The 15,320-nt window shown below is 71.6% G+C and carries 12 protein-coding genes and 1 tRNA gene; 7 read left to right on the forward strand and 6 right to left on the reverse strand.

All coding sequences use genetic code 11. From position 1 onward, the window contains the following. Positions 1–152 precede the first annotated feature (152 nt). A complete protein-coding gene (locus ACFWTE_RS27430; protein ID WP_378782806.1) occupies positions 153–1,307 on the reverse strand; it encodes a hypothetical protein in 1,155 nt (384 codons plus the stop codon). Positions 1,308–1,654: 347 nt separating this feature from the next. Then, positions 1,655–2,479: a hypothetical protein gene (locus tag ACFWTE_RS27435; RefSeq protein WP_378782807.1), complete on the reverse strand. Its 825-nt coding sequence runs from the start codon at positions 2,477–2,479 to the stop codon at positions 1,655–1,657. A gap of 322 nt (positions 2,480–2,801) precedes the next feature. On the opposite strand from ACFWTE_RS27435, the gene ACFWTE_RS27440 reads away from it, so the two are divergent. Beyond that, positions 2,802–4,547, forward strand: coding sequence for a GAF domain-containing protein (locus ACFWTE_RS27440; RefSeq protein WP_378782808.1), 1,746 nt, complete (start codon positions 2,802–2,804; stop codon positions 4,545–4,547). A 70-nt stretch (positions 4,548–4,617) separates the two neighbouring features. Here the strand turns inward: ACFWTE_RS27440 and ACFWTE_RS27445 are convergent, their stop codons facing one another. The 3 genes from ACFWTE_RS27445 to ACFWTE_RS27455 all read right to left on the reverse strand — a co-directional run bounded on the left by ACFWTE_RS27445 (position 4,618) and on the right by ACFWTE_RS27455 (position 8,123). Continuing rightward, positions 4,618–5,289: a response regulator gene (locus ACFWTE_RS27445; RefSeq protein WP_378782809.1), complete on the reverse strand. Its 672-nt coding sequence runs from the start codon at positions 5,287–5,289 to the stop codon at positions 4,618–4,620. 255 nt (positions 5,290–5,544) lie between these two features. After that, on the reverse strand, positions 5,545–7,065 hold the full coding sequence (locus tag ACFWTE_RS27450; protein WP_378782810.1) for an amidase: 1,521 nt from the start codon (positions 7,063–7,065) through the stop codon (positions 5,545–5,547). Positions 7,066–7,097: 32 nt separating this feature from the next. After that, positions 7,098–8,123, reverse strand: coding sequence for a D-2-hydroxyacid dehydrogenase (locus ACFWTE_RS27455; RefSeq protein ID WP_378782811.1), 1,026 nt, complete (start codon positions 8,121–8,123; stop codon positions 7,098–7,100). Positions 8,124–8,432: 309 nt separating this feature from the next. On the opposite strand from ACFWTE_RS27455, the gene ACFWTE_RS27460 reads away from it, so the two are divergent. From ACFWTE_RS27460 to ACFWTE_RS27475, 4 genes are all read left to right on the forward strand, one after another. Beyond that, the gene (locus ACFWTE_RS27460) at positions 8,433–8,915 is read left to right on the forward strand and encodes a DUF3830 family protein (protein WP_378782817.1); all 483 of its coding nucleotides are present in this window, start codon (positions 8,433–8,435) and stop codon (positions 8,913–8,915) included. 92 nt (positions 8,916–9,007) lie between these two features. Then, complete coding sequence (locus tag ACFWTE_RS27465) at positions 9,008–9,808, forward strand: Asp/Glu racemase (RefSeq protein ID WP_378782812.1); 801 nt, start codon at positions 9,008–9,010, stop codon at positions 9,806–9,808. 37 nt (positions 9,809–9,845) lie between these two features. Beyond that, positions 9,846–10,598, forward strand: coding sequence for a maleate cis-trans isomerase (locus ACFWTE_RS27470; protein WP_378782813.1), 753 nt, complete (start codon positions 9,846–9,848; stop codon positions 10,596–10,598). A 77-nt stretch (positions 10,599–10,675) separates the two neighbouring features. Further along, entirely contained in the window at positions 10,676–11,392 is a 717-nt protein-coding gene (locus ACFWTE_RS27475) for a GntR family transcriptional regulator (protein ID WP_378782814.1), read from the forward strand. Between the two features lie 149 nt (positions 11,393–11,541). Here the strand turns inward: ACFWTE_RS27475 and ACFWTE_RS27480 are convergent, their stop codons facing one another. After that, positions 11,542–13,005, reverse strand: coding sequence for an NAD-dependent succinate-semialdehyde dehydrogenase (locus ACFWTE_RS27480; RefSeq protein ID WP_378782815.1), 1,464 nt, complete (start codon positions 13,003–13,005; stop codon positions 11,542–11,544). A gap of 161 nt (positions 13,006–13,166) precedes the next feature. Here ACFWTE_RS27480 and ACFWTE_RS27485 point away from each other — a divergent pair, with 161 nt between their 5' ends. Both ACFWTE_RS27485 and ACFWTE_RS27490 read left to right on the forward strand, forming a co-directional pair. Further along, entirely contained in the window at positions 13,167–14,423 is a 1,257-nt protein-coding gene (locus ACFWTE_RS27485) for an aspartate aminotransferase family protein (protein ID WP_378782816.1), read from the forward strand. A gap of 187 nt (positions 14,424–14,610) precedes the next feature. Further along, positions 14,611–14,686 (forward strand) — tRNA-Arg (locus tag ACFWTE_RS27490). The last annotated feature ends 634 nt before the right edge of the window (positions 14,687–15,320 follow it).

The raw sequence follows: 15,320 nt of genomic DNA on the forward strand, positions 1-15,320 counted from the left end.
CTCGGCGGAGGCGCCCTTGGCCCGCTGCCGCTCGGTGTGCACCTTGCGGCGCAGTTCGACGATCTCGGCTCGCTGCTCCTTGAGCTGGGACCGCACACCGCCCGAGGCCCGGTGCGCCCGCCACGACCGGCGGGCGCACGTTCCAGGAGAGGTCAGACGGTGCCGGAGGGCAGCAGGCCGGTCACCTGACCGGTGTCGACGGTCGGCTCGCCCACCGCGGGCAGGCCCCGGACCCCGACCAGGTCGTTGCCCAGCGCGTCCTGGCCGAGCAGCGCGTCCTGGCCGACCAGGTCGGTCACGGCGGCGGTCGTCTCGGGGGCGGCCAGCGGCAGCACGTCACCGGGGGCGGGCAGCTCGGGCAGGCCCAGGTCCCCCGCGGCGGGGGCGGACTGCGGCAGGGTGGATCCGACGATCTCCGTGGCACCGGACAGGTCCAACTCGTCGGACGGAAGGCTGACGGGGGCCCCGTCCAGCACGCCCCCGGCCATGGGCAGCACGTCGTCGGACAGGACCAGCTCGGAGACCAGGGTTCCGGCTCCACCGGTCAGGTCGGTGTTCTCACTGTTGAGAGGGCCGACCGGGGTGTCGGCGGCGGCCAGGGGGAGGGTCTCCCCCCGGGCCGGCAGGGGCGCGTCGAGGCTGTTCAGGCTGTTGCTGACCTCGTGGACGCCCTGCTCGGCGGTCGATCCGACCTCGCTGACGGCGGCGACGGCCGTCTCCGCGTGGCCCCGGACGGGCGAAGCGTCGTGGCTCAGCGGCAGGGTGCCGCCGCCCAGGCCCAGACCCAGACTCTCCAACAGGCCGAGGCCCCCGACCGCACCGGACACCGGGTCTGCGCCGTGGCTCAGCGGCAGGGTGCCACCGCCCAGGCCCAGACCCTCCAGGAGTCCCAGCCCTCCGAGCACATCGGACACCGGGTCGGACCCCTGGCCCAGCGGCAGGGCCTCGCCGGCCGTGCCCAGGTCGAGCGGGCCGACGTTCGCGGCGTTCTCCTCGCCGGTCTCGACGGGGGCCGAGACCCCGTCACCGACAACGTGCCCGACCGTCTCCACCGGACCGGACTGGTGCCGGACGTCGGGCTGGGCGGAGATCTGGCCGGGGTCGACCTTCACCAGGTCACCCAGGGGGGTCGAGACGCCCTCGGTCAGCTGCGAGGGCACCTGGCTGCCGAGGTCGCCCAGCGGGAGCCCGTCCGTGATGCCGCCGAGAGTGTCGGCTCCGGCGATCCCGGCGCCCAGGGCGACGAAGCTCGCGGTGCCGGCGGCAACCAGCAGGGTCTTGGCGGTGATGCGGGCGGTGTCGAACATGTGAGTCCTTCCGAAGGTGTGCTGCGTGGCTGTCGGGGACGGCGGGGCGGGTGTCGTGTCCCGCTGTCCCTGGCTCCACCCCCGTGCGGGGGAGGATGCCGTGCGATGGGAGCTTTCCGGTCGGGGAGTTTGTCGCGCCTGGAGGGCGTGCGGCGCTCTGCCGGTCATCAGTCGTGGGTCTGGCTGGCCAACGGCTGACGTGAACCCCGCTGTCGAGGAGCGTGACTCACGTCAACCCCCAGAGACGTCCGGGATCGTGACTCACCGTGATGGCGTGTGAGCGTCCCGGGGCTGGGAAGGGGCGTGCCTGAAGAGGGTCGCTGGGCGACCGGACTGGAGCTGCGCCGCTAGTCGGGCGAGAAGGTGGGCTCGTCGGCGGACTCGGCGGGCACCGAGCGCAGGACGTGCCGGGCGGCCTGGAACAGGCCGGGGGCCGGTGCCGGGGCACCGAGCGCGGGCAGGTACCCCGCGACGAGGGCGCCACCGGGCACCCCGCTCGGGGCGGAGGTGGCGGCAGTGGCTGCGGTGGAAGCGGAAGCCGGTGCGGTGCCCGGCTCTGCGAAGCCGGAGGGTGCCTCGTCGTTCCGGTCGGCGCCGTGCGGTACGAGGGAGACCGGAGAGGACGGGCGCACCGGTGTGTGGACCTCGTGCGCCGACGGGCGTCCGGTGTCCTCGGCCGGGTTCTCGGTCGCGTCGTCCCCGTCAACCTCGTGACCGGTCCGCCGGTCGGCCGCCGCGGGCGTCGGCGCGGGCTCCCCGGAAAGGTGGTGCTCCACGGGGTCGGTGACCTCATGGACGGTGTCGCGGACCTGCCCGGTGAGGTCCGGCCCCTTGATCGCGGTCTCGGGAACAACCGTGTCGGAGGTGTGGGACACCACCCTTGCGGCGCTCTCCCCGACGGCGGCGACGGTTCCGCTGAGCGGTTCGCGGAGCCCGGTGGCCATGACCGGGACATACTCCCCGGTGTGCGCCCCGGCGGTGGTCCCGGCCTGGTAGACCAGGGTGGTGGCCGCGGGGAACTCGTCCGCCCGCGCCGTGTCGGATGCCGCCATCCAGGTGGTGACCATGATCCCGCAGAGGAGGGCGGCGAGCAGCAGCGCGCGCCGGACCGGGGAGGGGAGCACGGCGGTACGGGCGCCGGAGGCGCTCGTGGAGCCGTGGATTCCAGTCACCGGGGGTTCCTTCCACCGTGGGACGCGGGGCCGGCGCGCGAGGGCGGGCCGGTGCCGGGAGCAGTGCCGGGAGCAGCACGGTCAGGGCCGTCGGACGCGAGGTCGGGAAGACCTTCGTGCGTCGACTGATCGCGACGTTAGCATGAATTACACGACCCGAACCTCCAATCGACAGGAATTCCCGCCTTCCCGAACAGGCTTCTGATCAGCCAGATGTGGCAAACCGGGGAAAAACCAACGACAATTCACACATAACACCCGAGGAAAAGCGCGCATTGCCAACAGAGACCGTCCGAACGGCTCTGCGGAGGTTGACGAACACATGACCGAGATCCCCCAGAGCCACCCCCTGACCACCAGAAGCCTGGACGACCTGTTGACCGAGGTGCACTCGCCGGACTCCCGCATGTCCGCCCAGGGCCGGGAGCGCTCACTGCTCCAGGCGGTACTCGCCATCGGCGGGGACCTGGACCTGGCCACCGTCCTGCGGAGGCTCACCGAGGCCGCCGCGCAGCTCGCCGGAGCCCGGTACGCCGGCCTGGGAGTGGTCGACGAGGAGGGCGGGTTCAGCGAGTTCATCCCGGTCGGCATCAGCAAGGAGCAGGCCGAGCGGATCAACCGGTTCCCGCACGGCCGCGGCGTCCTGGGGGCCCCTCTGCACGCGCGCAACGCGCTGCGCCTCACGGACCTGCGCGACCACCCCGATTTCGGCGGATTCCCCGAGGGGCACCCGCAGATGGCGACCTTTTTGGGCGTCCCCATCCAGGTACGGGACGAGGTGTTCGGCAACCTCTACCTCACCGAGAAGGTCAACGGCGGGGAGTTCGACGAGGAGGACGAGGCGATGGTCTCCGCCCTGGCCACGGCGGCCGGGGTCGCGATCGAGAACGCCCGTCTGTACGAGGAGGCGCGGCTGCGCGAGCGGTGGCTGGCCGCCTCCACCGAGATCACCACGCGCCTGCTCTCAGGGGCCGATACCGGGGAGGTCCTCGCCCACCTGGCGGCACAGGCCCGGGAGATCGGCGGGGCCGACGTCGCCGTGGTGATGCTGCCCGACCCGCGCGCCCGGGGCCACCTGTTCGCCGAGATCGCGGACGGGCCCATCGCACAGGAGATCCTGGGGACGCCCGTCGAGATCCACGACTCCGCGTGCGGGGCGGTCTACGAGTCGGGGGAGGCCAGGGCCATCCCCGACCTGCGCCAGGCGAACTGTCCGATGCTGACCCACCGCGGCTACGGCCCGGGGCTGCTGGTGCCGCTGGGCACCCCCGGGAACACGCGCGGTGTACTGCTGCTGGGCAAGTTGTCCGACCGGGCCCCGTTCACCGCGACCATACGGCGCATGCTGCACTCGTTCTCGGTCCAGGCCGGGGTGGCCCTCGAACTCGCCGAGGCGCGGACGGACACCGAGCGCCTGGTGGTGCTGGAGGAACGCGACCGGATCGCCAAGGACCTGCACGACGTGGTGATCCAGCGCCTGTTCGCGTCGGCGATGACGCTGATGAGCACGATGAGGCTGATCGCCTCCCCCGAGGTGGAGGAGAGGGTGCGGCGCACCATAGACGAACTGGACGGCACCATCCGGGAGATCCGTTCGACGATCTTCGCGTTGCAGAACCCGCCGAGCCGCCGGGACACGTCCTTGCGCGGACGCATCCTGAGACTCGCGGAGAACACGGCGCACAGTCTGGGCTGCCACCCGGGCGTGAGCCTGGACGGGCCGATCGACGCGTCCGTCCCGGACGAGGTCGGGGAGCACCTGCTCGCCGTGCTCGGCGAGGGCCTGACCAACGTGGCACGGCACGCGGGCGCCACGGAGGTGCACGTGTCGGTGGCGGTGGAGGAGACCGCGGGCACGAGCGGCACCAACACGCTCACCCTGATGCTGACGGACAACGGTGTCGGCCTGCCACCGGAGGGGCGGCGCAGCGGGCTCCGCAACCTGGACCAGAGGGCGCGGGTCCTGGGCGGCGGGTTCACGGCGGCGCGCGGCGAGTCCGGGGGGACCGTGCTGGTGTGGAGGGTTCCGGTTCCCGACGGCGCGGTGCCCCCGCCGGACGTGTTCTGAGCGTTTCGACCGCCCGGGGCGCGGCCGTGTCCGCCCGCGCCGGAGGGGACCGCGGGGGCGCGAACACGGCTCAGTAGCGGCGTATCCGCAGTTCGGCGACGAGGACCGCGGCCTGTGTACGGCGCTTCAGGTCGAGTTTGGAGAGCAGGGCGGACACGTAGTTCTTGACGGTCTTCTCCGCCAGGTACAGCCGCTCGCCGATCTGCCGGTTGGTCATGCCCTCGCCGATGAGGTCGAGGATCTGCCGCTCCTGCGGGGTCAGCTCGGCCAGCGGGTCCGGCTCCGCCTGGGCTCCGCGCAACCGCTCCAGCATCGCGCCGGTGCTGCCCGAGTCCAGCAGCGAGCCGCCGGAGGCGACGGTTCGCACGGCGCCCACCAGGTCGGCTCCGTGGATCTGCTTCAGGACGTACCCCGCGGCTCCGGCCATGACCGCGTCGTACAGGGCGTCCTCGTCGGCGAAGGACGTCAGCATCAGGCAGGCGATCTCGGGGTGGTCCGACCGGATCTCCCGGCACACCTGCACGCCCGACCCGCCGGGCAGTCGCACGTCGAGGACCGCGACGTCGGGCACCACCACCGGGATGCGGGCCAGCGCCTGCTCGGCGGTGCCGGCCTCACCGACGACGGTCATGTCGTCCTCGGTCTCCAACAGGGCGGCCACACCGCGGCGGACCACCTCGTGGTCGTCCACCAGGAACACCCTGATCCGCTTCCGAGCACCCTCGGTTCCACCGCCCGCCATCGACTCATCCTCATCCCTGCGCCACCGCGTGTCGGACACCGCTCCGAGGAAGACGGTAATACGTGAGGGGGCCCGCGCGCGGGCCCTTAGGCACTGAACTCCCCGGGCAAAGGTCCTGGAAAGGGATATTTCATCCCCTCTGAAGGGCGAAACACCTGATCAAACCTGGTGCGGATGTGACCGGGGAGAAGTGACAACACATTCGGCGCCGCGGTCCCGGTTCCGGCCCCGGGGAGCCGGAACCGGGACCCGCGATCACGGCCTCCGCCCAGCCCTGGGCCGGGCGAGCTCGAACGCGCGGCAGGCGGCCAGCACCAGGGCGTCGGAGTGGCGCGGTCCGACCACCTGGAGCCCCACCGGGAGCCCTGCCCCCGTGAACCCGCAGGGCACGCTCGCGGCGGGTTGCTGGGTCATGTTGAACGGGTAGCTGAACCCCGCCCAGGACGTCCACCCCTCCCCCGCCAGGTGTGACGGCGACTCCAGGCCCGCCTCGAACGCCGCGATCGGCGTGGTCGGGGTGAGCAGGAGGTCGTAGGTGGTGTGGAAGCGCCCCATCCGCGCGCCCATCTCCATGCGCAGCGCCATGGCGGTGAGGTAGTCCTGCGCCGAGTAGGTCAGCCCCTCCTCGATGATGGCCCGCAGCCCCGGGTCGAGGAGGTCGCGCTGCCGTTCGGTGAGCTTCTCCGTGGCCTTCGCCGCCCCCGAGTACCAGAGCACGTGGAACTCGTCGCGGGACTCGGGCAGGCCTGGGTCGACCTCCTCCACCCGCGCGCCCAGCGACGCGAACACGGCGACAGCGTCGGCGACCGCCCGCGCCACCTCGGGGTCCACCTCCAGGCCGCCCAGTGTGGGGCTGTAGGCGATCCTCACGCCCCGCACCAGCTCCTCGGCGTCGGTGCTGCGCCGTACGTCGCCCAGACCCGGCGCCGGGGTCGGCATCGCCATCCAGTCACGCGGATCGAAGCCGGTCATGACCTCCAGCATCAGCGCCGTGTCGCCCACGGTGCGGGCCATCGGCCCGGTGTGGGCGAGCGACCCGAAGGGGCTGGCCGGGTAGTGGGGCACCAGGCCCCAGGTCGGCTTGATACCGCAGACGCCGCTGAAGCTCGCCGGGATGCGGATCGAGCCGCCCCCGTCGGTCCCGGTGGCCAGCGGGCCCATCCCCGCCGCGACGGCGGCGGCCGACCCGCCGCTGGAGCCGCCAGGGGTGGTGGACAGGTCCCACGGGTTGCGGGTGACGCCGGTGAGCGGGCCGTCGGTGACGCCCTTCCAGGCGAGTTCGGGGGTGGTCGTCTTGCCGACGAACACCGCGTTGTTCTCGCGCAGGCGCGCGACCACCGGGGAGTCCTCCTCCCACGGCCCCTCCTGGGAGGTGGTGACCGACCCCTTGAGCGTGGGCCACCCCCGGGTGAGGTGGATGTCCTTGACCGACGCCGGCACGCCGTCCAGGGCCCCGCGGGGTTCGCCCCGCCGCCACCGCTCGGCGGAGGCGGCGGCCGCCTCGCGCGCCTCCTCCGGCCGGACGAGGCAGAACGCGTTGAGGGCGGGGTTGTCCCGCTCGATACGCTCCAGGACGGCCTCGACGGCCTCCACCGGGGACAGCTCGCCGGAGGCGTAGGCCGCGAGGAGCTGCTCCGCGGACAGGTCGGCCGGGCCCGGTGCGCCCCCGTCACCGGAGGTCGGCACCGGGGTGGACGGCACCGGGGTGGCGCCCCCGAGGGCTCCGGCGTCCGCTCTCGCGTCGTCGGTCCCGGCCCGGTCGGAACGGATCGTCACTTCAGCCTCCCAAGTCACACCGCATGCAGAGGTCAGCCGGGCACGTAGCCACGGCTCTTGTCGACGACGTTGAGTGGATCGCGTCCGTCGAGGTACCGGTCGAGGTTGTCCAGGAACAGCTCCATGAGGTCGTCGCGCCAGCCGACGACGTCACCGGACATGTGCGGCGAGACGACCGACCCGGGCAGGCCCCAGAGGGGGGAGACCGCCTGGAGGGGCTCGCGCCGGAACACGTCCAGCGCGGCTCCGGCGATGACCCCGGTGTCGAGGGCGACGGCCAGGTCGGACTCCTCCACGATGGGGCCGCGGGCCACGTTGAGCAGCCGCGCCGTGGGCTTCATCAACTCCAGGAACCTCCGGTCGACCAGACCCCGTGTGGCGTCGGTGAGCGGAGCCGCGACCACCACGTAGTCGGCCCCGGGCAGTTCGCCCCGCAGGGTCGGACCGCCGTCGGCACCGCGTTCGGCCAGGCTGGACTCGACCACGGTGCCGAAGTCGGGGTCGCCGTCGCGGGCGCGGCTGCCTGAGCCGCGCACCTCCATGCCGACCGCCGCGAGCTTGCGGGCGATGTGGCGGCCGATCGGCCCGGTGCCGACCACGAGGGCGCGCTTGCCCGACACCCGCTCGGTCTCACGGTGCTCCCAGCGGTGCTCGCGCTGGTCGTCCCAGGTCCGGTGGAAGTCCTTGGCGAACGCGATCACCTGGCCGAGCACGTACTCGGCGATGGGCTCGTCGAAGATTCCGCGTGAGTTCGTGACCACGACTCCGCTGTCGACCAGACCGGGGAACATCAGGTTGTCCACGCCCGTGGTGGCGGCGTGGACCCACTCCAGGGAGTCGGCCTTGGGCCAGGCGGAGGCGAGGGCCTCCGTGAACAGGTCCCACACGAGCAGTGCCCGTGTCCCTGGCAGTTTGGCGGGGAGTTCCTCGGCGGTGGCGTAGACGACCTCGCCCAGACGCGGGTCGTCGTCCAGCCGCGCGTGCCCGGGCGGCAGGACGTCCCCGTGCAGCACGAGGAGTCTCGGTCGGTGGGGCGCGGAAGGGGTGGAACTGTTCACGGGCGTGCGCTCTCCGGTCGGCGGCGGTTGTTCAGAGAGGTCGTGTGCGGTGGGGAGGATCGCCCTGCACGGGAAACGCTAGGGAGCCGACATGGGATTGTCAACAATCCACAAAGCGACCGCCCCCTCGGATACCGGCCCCTCTCGCCCCACATCCCAGCAGTCGGCAACAAACGCACCGAACGCCTCTATTGCCGCATCCCTCTTGTTGATCGTAAGATTGTCGACAATCAACAGTCCTGTTGTGCACGCTGTCCGGCAGGCCCCGAGCCGAGCCGACGTCGAAGGGCCGACCACTTGCCCAGGTACATGACCGTCACCCTGCCCGCTCGCGGAGTCTCCTGCGTGGCCGAGCTCCTCGACAAGGACGCGCCGCGCACCTGCGAGGCCGTGTGGAACGCCCTTCCCCAGGGAGACGCCGTCCAGCACGCCAAGTACGCGCGCAACGAGGTCTACACGATGGTGCCCAGGTTCGCCGAGGTCGAGCCCGGCCAGGAGAACCCCACCGTCACCCCCATCCCCGGCGACCTCGTCTACTTCTCCTTCGACGGCGGCATGCTCGACCGCGCCTTCAAGGAGGACAAGGGGATCGGTGACCTGCCGGGCGTCATCGACCTCGCCCTGTTCTACGGGCGCAACAACCTGCTGCTCAACGGCGACGTCGGCTGGGTACCCGGCAACGTGTTCGCCACCGTCGTCGAGAACCTGCCCGCCATGGCCGAGGCCTGCAACGACGTCTGGCGCTCCGGAAGCGTCGGCGAACGGCTCCTGTACGAGCGACTGGAACGCTGAGCGGCCAGAGGGGGGCGCGCGGCCCCCGTACCCCGGCACGATCCGCGCATCCGAGAAGACACGACAACACATCCCCGGGAGGTGAGTGACCGATGCGTACCGAGGGAAACCACACGAACGGCACCGGTGCGGAGCACGGCGTCGTCGAACTGGCCGCGACCACGCGGACGCCGTGGCAGTCGGGGGTCGGCGTCATCGCGCCCTACGACTTCGCGCTCGACCGCGAACTGTGGCGCTGGACGCCGGACGACGTCTCACTGCACGTCACACGGCTGCCCTACGTCCACGTACCGGTGACGGTCGACCAGGCCGCCGCCCTGTCCCGCGAAGAACACGTCGACCCGGCCGTCAGGGCCCTGCTCGCCCCCGAACCACTGGCGATCGGTTACGCGTGCGCCTCCGGCAGCTTCGTCCACGGAGCGGAGGGGCAGCGGCGCCTGCACCGGACGATGGTGGACGCCGGGGCACCCGCCGCCGTCACCACCTCCGGGGCCCTCATCCAGGCCCTCGGCGCGCTCGGCGCCGACCGGATCGCGGTCGTGACGCCCTACGTCGACAGCGTGACCGACCGGCTCCTGGCCTACCTCGCCGAGCACGAGATCGGCGTGACCTCCAGCGTGGGCCTGGGGCTGCTCAGCCACATCTGGAGGGTCACCTACGAGGAGGTGTCCCAGGCGGTGCACGCGGTGGACCGCCCCGACGCCCAGGCGGTCTTCATCAGCTGCACCAACGTGCTCACCTACGACATCATCGCCCCGCTCGAACGCGAGCTCGGCAAACCGGTGATCGCCGCCAACCAGGTGACCATGTGGGCGGTGATGAAGGCCGCGAACCGGCAGGCCGTGGCCCACGGGCAGAGCCTGATCGACGTGGCCGCGCCGAGCGCTGCGTGACCCGGCCCGGCCGCGCCCGGACCCAGGAAGGAGAGCCATGACCCGCGTCGGATTCCTCTACCCCGGATTCAGCGCCGAGGACGACTACAAGGCCTTCGAGGAGCTCCTCGGCGGAGACGTCGAGCTGCCACTGGTGCACACCCTCATGCGTGAGGACGCGCACCGCGTGGACGCCCTGCTCGACGTCGGCAGCGACGAGGTGCTCGCCGAGGGCGCCCGGGAACTGGCCGTGACGGGGGTGGACGCTGCGGTGTGGGCGTGCACCAGCGGAAGCTTCGTGTACGGCTGGGAGGGCGCCCGGAAGCAGGTCGAGGGGGTCCGCCAGGCCGTCGGGGCACCGTCGTCGAGCACCTCCTTCGCTTTCGTGCACGCCCTGAGCCAGTTGCGGATCTCCAGGGTGGCGATCGCCGCCACCTATCCCGACGACGTCGCCCAGCGGTTCGTGGAGTTCCTCACGGAGGCCGGGGTGACGGTGCTCTCCCTGGCCAGCCACGGCATCGCGACCGCGGCGGAGGTCGGCTACCTGGACCCGGACGACGCCCTGGACTTCGTGATCTCCAACGACCACGCACGCGCCGACGCCGTCCTGGTACCGGACACCGCGCTCCACAGCGCCCACCTCATCGAGCCCATGGAGGCGCTCCTCGGCAAGACCGTACTCACCGCCAACCAGGTGAGCGTGTGGGAGGGGCTCCGGCTCGCCGGGGCCGCGACCGTGCGGCCGGGCGGGCCCGGCACCCTGTTCCGGTCGGGTGCGGCAGCGGTCAGGAGCGTCCTGCCGGACCACTAGCCTCGACGTCGTCGTCCGACCACGTCCGATGTGTCCTGAATGCGAAATGTGTCCCGAATACGAGAGGAAGGCGGACCATGCCCGCCCCTGGCCAACTCAGCCCCGTACCCCGTCGCTCCACCGCCGAGCTGATCGCCGACCAGCTGCGGTCCGCGATCATGTACGGCTCCCTCGCCCCGGGCGACCAGCTCGGCGAGGCGGAGCTGGCCGGGCGGCTGGGCGTGAGCCGCGGCCCGCTGCGCGAGGCGATGCAACGACTCGTCCAGGAGGGGCTGCTGCGCAGCGAACGGCACAGGGGCCTGTTCGTGCGGGAGCTCACCCAGGCCGACGTCAGGGACGTCTACGTGGCCAGGCTGGCGGTCGAGCGGACCGCGTGCGAGCTGATCATGCGGGGCAACCGGGGTGAGGCGGTCGCCCGCCTCACCCCGGCCGTGGAACAGCTCGCCCGGGCGGCCGCGAGCGGCGACCGCAACGCGATGAGCGACGCGGACCAGGCGTTCCACCGGACCCTGGTGAGCTGCGCGGGCAACAGCCGCCTGGAGCGCATGTCGCAGACCCTGCTGGTGGAGACCCGTATGTGCCTGACGGTGATGCAGCACGTCTACCCCGAGCCGGGCGAACTCCTGGAGGAGCACCAGCGCATCCTCGACGCCATCTCCGACGGCGCCGAGGAGCGGCTGCTCACGCTGATCAGGTCGCACATGGTGGACACGGTCCAGCGCATCCAGGACGGTGCCCTGGCCCCGGAGGCCTCGCCCGGGACCGCCCCCGAAGCCGGTTCCCAGGAGCTGTGACGGGGCCTGCGTCCCGCTGCTGTCCCCGGGTCGCGGGAGGACTGCGGGCTCCCGAGGAGCGGGAAGGCGCCCCGTGACCTCCGGGACCCAGCGGGCCCCGGCCCGGGGTGGGGTCCGTACCCGTCCACGCGGGCACGGACCCCGCCCGGTCACAGACCGCCGATACCGACGTACTTCGTGTTCAGGAACTCGTCGATGCCGACCCGGCCGCCCTCGCGGCCCAGGCCGGAGTGCTTGACCCCGCCGAACGGCGCGGCCGGGTTGGAGACCACGCCCTGGTTGAGGCCGACCATGCCCGTCTCCAACGCCTCGCTCACCCGCAGCGCCCTGTTGAGGTCCCGGGTGTAGAGGTAGCTGACCAGCCCGAACTCGGTGTCGTTGGCGGCCCGGACCGCCTCCTCCTCGGTCTCGAAGGTGAGCACCGGGGCCACCGGCCCGAAGATCTCGGTGGTGGACAGCTCGCTGGCGAAGGGGACGTCCGCGAGCACGGTCGGCTGGTAGAAGTGGCCGGGACCGTCCCCGGGGCCGCCGCCGACCAGCACGCGCGCGCCGCGGCCGACGGCGTCGTCCACCAGGCGCTGCACCTTGTCACGGGCCTTGTCGTCGATGAGCGGACCCACGGTCACGCCGTCGTCCAGCCCGCGCCCCATGCGCAGCGCGCCCATACGGGCGCTGAGGCGCTCGGAGAACTCCTCGGCGATCCCCGACTGGGCGTAGATGCGGTTGGCGGCCGTGCAGGCCTCACCGATGTTGCGCATCTTGGCGAGCATCGCCCCTTCGACGGCCGCGTCCATGTCGGCGTCGTCGAACACCAGGAAGGGCGCGTTCCCGCCCAGCTCCATGGAGGTGCGCAGGACCTGGCCGGCGCTCTGCTCCAGCAGCCTCCTGCCCACGGCGGTCGAACCGGTGAAGGAGAGCTTGCGGATGCGCCCGTCGCTCAGCAGAGGCTCGGTGACCGCGCCCGGGTCCGTGGTGGGCAGGACGCTGAGGACCCCCTCCGGCAGCCCGGCCTCGGTCAGGACGGCCGCGAGGGCGAGGGCGGACAGGGGTGTCTGGTGGGCCGGCTTGAGGACCATCGTGCACCCTGCGGCGATGGCGGGCCCGATCTTGCGCGTGCCCATCGCCATGGGGAAGTTCCAGGGTGTGATGAGCATGCACGGGCCGACCGGCTGCCGCATGACGAGGAAGCGCGCCTTGCCGTCCGGCGACGTGGAGAACCCGCCCTCGATGCGGACGGCCTCCTCGGCGAACCAGCGGAAGAACTCCGCCGCGTAGGCGATCTCCCCCTTGGCCTCGGCCAGCGGCTTGCCCATCTCCAGGGTCATCAGGACGGCGAGGTCCTCCTGGCGCTCCATGAGGAGCTGGTAGCTCCTGTACAGGATCTCGCTGCGCTGCCTCGGCGCCGTCCGCGCCCACGAGGGCTGGGCCCGGTGCGCCGCGTCGAGTGCGGCGAGGGCGTCCTCCTTCCCCGCGTCGGCGACCTCGCAGAGCACCTTGCGGGTCGAGGGGTCCTCCACCTCGAAGGTGGCCCCGGCGTCCGCGTCACGCCACTCTCCTCCGACGAAGAGCCTCTTGTCCACCTGCGCGACGACCCGTGATTCCCGGTCCGACATCTTCACTACTCCCCGGTCGACGGGCCCACCCGGTCCGGTGGGCCTGTGGTCAGAACTGCCCGACGTGCGCCCACTGGACACCGCCACTGCACGGATGTTTCCATAGCGGTGTCGATTGTCAACAATCCTACGGAATCCGAATCACGGAATCGAGGCCACGCATGGCGGAGCTCTCCCCGGTACTCAAGCAGGCGACCCCGGTGGTCGCGGCACGAGGCGAGGGTGTCTACATCTACGACGAGGACGACCGCCGCTATCTCGACTTCACCGCGGGCATCGGTGTGACCAGCACCGGGCACTGCCACCCCCGGGTCGTGGCCGCCGCCCAGGAACAGGTGGCGACCCTCATCCACGGCCAGTACACCACCGTGATGCACCGCCCCCTGCTGCGGCTCACGGAGCGGCTCGGCGAGGTGCTGCCCGAGGGCGTGGACCGGCTGTTCTACGTGAACTCCGGCAGCGAGGCCGTGGAGGCGGCACTGCGACTGGCCCGCCAGGCGACCGGTCGGCAGAACGCCCTGGTGTTCCAGGGGTCGTTCCACGGCCGCACCATGGGCGCCGCCTCCCTGACCACCTCCGGGGTCAAGATCCGCGCCGGGATCGGCCCGCTGGTGCCCGGCGTGGTGGTGGCTCCCTTCCCGTACGCCTACCGCCTGGGCCTGTCGGAGGCCGACGCGGTCGCCTACGCCCTGCGCGAGCTGGACTACCTGTTCGCCACGGTGACCTCCCCGCAGGACACGGCGGCGGTGTTCGTCGAGCCCGTGCTCGGCGAGGGCGGCTACGTGCCCGTGCCCAACGCGTTCCTCCAGGGGTTGCGCGAGCGCGCCGACCGGCACGGGTTCCTGCTAATCGCCGACGAGGTGCAGACCGGGTTCGGACGCACCGGCACGTTCTGGGGACACGACCCCTCGGGCATCCGGCCCGACATCGTCATCACCGCCAAGGGGCTGGCCAGCGGGTTCCCGCTGTCGGCCATCGCGGCGCCGGCCAAGATCATGGAGAGGGCGTGGCCCGGCTCCCAGGGCGGCACCTACGGGGGCAACGCGGTCTCCTGCGCCGCCGCCCTGGCCACCCTGGACGTGATCCAGGAGGAGGGCCTGGTGGAGAACTCCGCGCGCATGGGCGAGCGGCTGCGCCAGGGCCTGAAGAAGGTGGCCGAGGCCAACACGGTGATCGGGGACGTGCGCGGCCGGGGGCTGATGCTCGCCAGCGAGTTCACCGCCCCGGACGGCTCCCCCGACGCGGCGACGGCGCTGAGCGCCCAGCAGGCGGCCGCCCGCAACGGCCTCCTGCTGCTCACCTGCGGCCCCGCGGGCAACGTGGTGCGGATGATCCCGCCGCTGATCGTCAACGGCGAGCAGGTCGACACCGCCGTGTCCCTGTGGGCGGCCTCCGTCGAGGAGGCGGTCTCGGACTGACCCGCGCCGGGGCCGCGCGCGGCGCGGCCCCGGCACACGGGCGGGCCCGTGGAGTGACGACGCGGGAGGTGTCGCCCATGGCCCGCGTCACACGGATACACGGCACAAAGCCACTCCAGCACCGTGATAGAGTCGGAGACGTCGCCAGGGAGACATGGTCAACCGGGCGACACACAACTGAAGACCTGCACTCGTAGCTCAACGGATAGAGCATCTGACTACGGATCAGAAGGTTGGGGGTTCGAGTCCTCCCGAGTGCACCACCATGAGACAGTGGAGAGAACGCCCGGACCTGCAAAAACAGGCCGGGCGTTCTCTTTTGCACTGGAGTGCAGTATCCGGCTGGCGGCGGTCGCCTACGGGTGGCTGTGGCGAATACGTGGTGAAGGGTTCAGCAGCCCAAGGTCCAAGGGGGCAGCTTCAGCCCAGTCGGCCTGTGAGCCTAGTCACTCATGACTTTCTGTGTCCTGAGGTCTGCGCCGATGTGGGCTGCGACGGTCAGAAACCCTCACAACCCTTCGCTCCACGGCGCTTGTCACGTTCCTCGTTGCCGTCGATGCACTTGGCGTAGACCCGAAGCAGTACCTCTTGGCTGTGGCCTGCCCAAGCCGCCACCTGGGCGGGACTGATGCCCTCGTTTAGCCAGGTAGACACGCATGCACGTCGCAGGTCGTAGGGCACCTGAGCGATCGGGCTCTCCGGTGACTCCCAGCACGGGCCCTGTCCGTGCTGGGAGCCTTTGACATTCCGACGGGCCCTGACCAGAGGGAACCTCTCGCATGTGAGGCGAAGGCCAGCCGGCATCAGCGGCTGGTAGCCGTCCCGGGCCGGGACGGCCGAGTCGCTCAGGGCGAAGGCGTTGCCCGGTGGGGTGGCTCGTCCAGGGGGTGCACGGCG

Source organism: Nocardiopsis sp. NPDC058631 (assembly GCF_042716955.1).
Lineage (GTDB): Bacteria > Actinomycetota > Actinomycetes > Streptosporangiales > Streptosporangiaceae > Nocardiopsis.

Excerpts from the sequence above, each read along its gene's own strand:
- ACFWTE_RS27430 (WP_378782806.1), bottom strand. The coding sequence starts at position 1,307 with ATGTTCGACACCGCCCGCATCACCGCCAAGACCCTGCTGGTTGCCGCC.
- ACFWTE_RS27440 (WP_378782808.1), top strand. The coding sequence starts at position 2,802 with ATGACCGAGATCCCCCAGAGCCACCCCCTGACCACCAGAAGCCTGGAC.
- ACFWTE_RS27445 (WP_378782809.1), bottom strand. The coding sequence starts at position 5,289 with ATGGCGGGCGGTGGAACCGAGGGTGCTCGGAAGCGGATCAGGGTGTTC.
- ACFWTE_RS27460 (WP_378782817.1), top strand. The coding sequence starts at position 8,433 with ATGACCGTCACCCTGCCCGCTCGCGGAGTCTCCTGCGTGGCCGAGCTC.
- ACFWTE_RS27465 (WP_378782812.1), top strand. The coding sequence starts at position 9,008 with ATGCGTACCGAGGGAAACCACACGAACGGCACCGGTGCGGAGCACGGC.
- ACFWTE_RS27470 (WP_378782813.1), top strand. The coding sequence starts at position 9,846 with ATGACCCGCGTCGGATTCCTCTACCCCGGATTCAGCGCCGAGGACGAC.
- ACFWTE_RS27475 (WP_378782814.1), top strand. The coding sequence starts at position 10,676 with ATGCCCGCCCCTGGCCAACTCAGCCCCGTACCCCGTCGCTCCACCGCC.
- ACFWTE_RS27480 (WP_378782815.1), bottom strand. The coding sequence starts at position 13,005 with ATGTCGGACCGGGAATCACGGGTCGTCGCGCAGGTGGACAAGAGGCTC.
- ACFWTE_RS27485 (WP_378782816.1), top strand. The coding sequence starts at position 13,167 with ATGGCGGAGCTCTCCCCGGTACTCAAGCAGGCGACCCCGGTGGTCGCG.